This is a genomic window from Pseudoalteromonas luteoviolacea NCIMB 1942, from assembly GCF_001625595.1.
GTDB classification, from domain to species: Bacteria; Pseudomonadota; Gammaproteobacteria; order Enterobacterales; family Alteromonadaceae; genus Pseudoalteromonas; species Pseudoalteromonas luteoviolacea_A.
Map to the genome: position 1 here is coordinate 1 of NZ_AUXT01000009.1, position 2,231 is coordinate 2,231.

Here is a 2,231-nt window from a genome sequence, read left to right on the forward strand (position 1 = left end):
GTAAGCGTCGCCTAAACCACACCTAGCTACCGAATATGCTCAGCTTATAGAGTAAAGCTCTGATTTCAACTCGGAGCTAATCATGCCTAAACACAAGACCGCAGAGCAATGGCTGCAACTTATTAAACAGCAGGAACTCAGTGGGTTGTCTGTTAGTGACTTCTGTACGCAACACAACCTCAGTACCAAATCTTTTTATAACCGCCGAAGCAGAATTCGCAAGCAAACACCTCCTCAGTCAACTTTTGTCGCCGCTAAGCCTGCTGCACCTGAGTCAGGTTCCCCACCTGAGTTGTTTCAACTCAAACATGGCCAGAGCACGGTATTGCTGCCATCAACAACAGATACCTTTTGGCTCGCTGCATTGCTGAAGGCACTGTCATGATCTGCTGGCAAAATGAAGCGGTTTACTTGCATCGCCAGCCGGTAGACTTTCGTAAATCCATCAATGGACTTGCGGCGATTGTTGAGCAAGCAATGGCAACGTCCGCAATGACGGGTAACGTCTTTGCCTTTTGCAATAAAAATAAGGACAAGCTGAAGGTGCTGTATTGGGATAAAACCGGTTTTGCACTGTGGTACAAACGCCTCGAAAAAGACAAGTTTAAATGGCCAGACAAAGAAGACGATGACGTCATTACGCTGACTGCCGAGCAGTGGCAATGGCTACTGTCAGGCTTGTCCGTCATTGCCCATAAGCCGCTCAGTTATGGTTATAACGTATGATCATAACAGCGACTTTTTGATCGAAAAATAATCTAAGCTATTAATTTAAAGGCGGTTAATCTACTGGTAAAGTAGATTGTATGAAAGAGATTAACACACTGCCTGATGACCCTCAGCTGTTGAAGCAGATCATTTCTCAGCTTCAGGCGCGTAATAACTACCTCGAAGAACAATTCAGACTGGCCCAGCAAAAACGCTTCGGAGCCAGCAGTGAGTCGCATCCGGCGCAAGCTGACTTGTTCAATGAAGCCGAAACGCTGGTTGAAAAGGAGCTCGAGCAAGACGTTGCAACCATCGAGTATCAGCGTAAAAAGCCAACGCGTCAGCCTCTGCCAAAAGACCTCCCCCGCGAGCGTGTTGTCCATGACATCGACAACAAACAGTGTGATTGCTGTGGCGGTGAGCTGCACAAAATGGGCGAGGATGTGAGCGAGAAGCTGAAATTTATCCCGGCCCAGGTGAAAGTTATTGAACATGTCAGGCCAAAATATAGTTGCCGACAGTGTGAAAAAACGCAAACCCAGGTCAGGATAGTGCAAGCGCCTGTCCCAGCGAGCCCCATTCCAAAAGGAATAGCCACGGCCAGTTTGCTCAGCCAGATCATCACCAGCAAATATCAGTACGGTTTACCGCTGTATCGTCAGGAAAGCCTGTTCAAACAATATGGTATCGCGCTGGGAAGGCGTACCATGGCAGACTGGATGATCCGCTGTGCCAGTTTATTCAAACCACTCTACGACAGGCTGCATGACGTGTTACTACAGCAACCGGTACTGCATGGCGATGAAACCACGGTTAAGGTGGTGAAAGAAGACAAACAAACCAGTTACATGTGGCTGTATTGCAGCGGCACGGATTCGCCTGCGCCGGAGTCACACATCCGCAATATTGCGCTGTTCGACTATCAGAATAGCCGTGCTGGTCGCTGTCCGGTGGACTTTTTACAAGGCTACGACGGCTACTTGCAAGTAGATGGTTATGCAGGCTACGAGCAAACACAAGCAACCCTTGTTGGCTGCTGGGCGCACGCAAGGCGCAAGTTCAAAGAAGCCGCAGACGCACAAGCCAAAGGCAAAACAGGTAAGGCGGACTGGGCGCTCAACCAGATTCAAAAATTATATCGGGTTGAAACTGCATGTAAAACAGCAAGCACAGAGGCGCACCAGGCTGCAAGGGCGCAGCAAAGTGCCCAGTTACTGACACAGTTCAAAACCTGGCTGGACAAGTCAGCGCAAACGGTGGTCCCCAAATCGAAGCTGGGCGAGGCTGTCCACTACACGCTAAGGCAATGGCCGAAACTCATTCGCTACCTAGATGACGGACATCTAAAGATAGACAACAACCGGGCAGAGCGCGCTATCAAACCGTTCGTCATAGGGCGAAAAAACTGGCTGTTTAGCTTCACCACAAGCGGTGCAGAGAGTAGCGCAATCCTCTATAGTGTAATAGAAACAGCCAGAGCCAACGGCCTGACGCCATTCGACTATATGATGCACTGTTTAAAC

General features: G+C 49.3%; 3 protein-coding genes. All 3 read left to right on the forward strand.

Annotated features, from left to right (window positions below; all coding sequences use genetic code 11):
- Positions 1-82 precede the first annotated feature (82 nt).
- Entirely contained in the window at positions 83-385 is a 303-nt protein-coding gene (gene tnpA / locus N482_RS01315; RefSeq protein WP_063375372.1) for an IS66 family insertion sequence element accessory protein TnpA, read from the forward strand.
- Positions 382-726, forward strand: a complete 345-nt coding sequence (gene tnpB / locus N482_RS01320; protein WP_063375373.1) for an IS66 family insertion sequence element accessory protein TnpB — start codon at positions 382-384, stop codon at positions 724-726. The genes tnpA and tnpB overlap by 4 nt, the downstream gene beginning before the upstream one ends.
- Before the next feature lie 80 nt (positions 727-806).
- Positions 807-2,231 (forward strand): IS66 family transposase (gene tnpC, locus N482_RS01325; protein WP_063375374.1); only part of this gene is annotated, 1,425 nt, incomplete at its 3' end.